The sequence below is a fragment of the Drancourtella massiliensis genome, assembly GCF_016900655.1.
In the GTDB taxonomy this organism is placed as follows: domain Bacteria; phylum Bacillota; class Clostridia; order Lachnospirales; family Lachnospiraceae; genus Sellimonas; species Sellimonas catena.
This window is the reverse complement of sequence record NZ_JACJKH010000144.1, coordinates 1-230: the sequence shown is the minus strand read 5'-3', so window position 1 is coordinate 230 and position 230 is coordinate 1. Positions and strand designations below refer to the sequence as shown.

The following is a 230-nucleotide window of genomic DNA, read 5'->3' as shown; positions in this document are numbered from 1 at the left end:
ACTGAAACATCTAAGTAGCCGGAGGAAGAGAAAGAAACATCGATTCCGGGAGTAGCGGCGAGCGAAACCGGAAGAGCCCAAACCAGTGTGCGTGCATGCTGGGGTTCGGACTGCGTAAGTGACTTCCAAGAGTAATAGAATGGTTTTGGGAAAGCCAGCCAGAGAGGGTGAAAGCCCCGTACATGAAATTCGAGGAAGCGCGGCAGGATCCAGAGTACTACGAGACACGT

At 52.6% G+C, this 230-nt stretch carries 1 rRNA gene; it reads left to right on the top strand.

Annotated features, from left to right (window positions below):
* Window positions 1–230, top strand: a 23S ribosomal RNA gene (locus H6A32_RS16120); the annotation flags it as partial.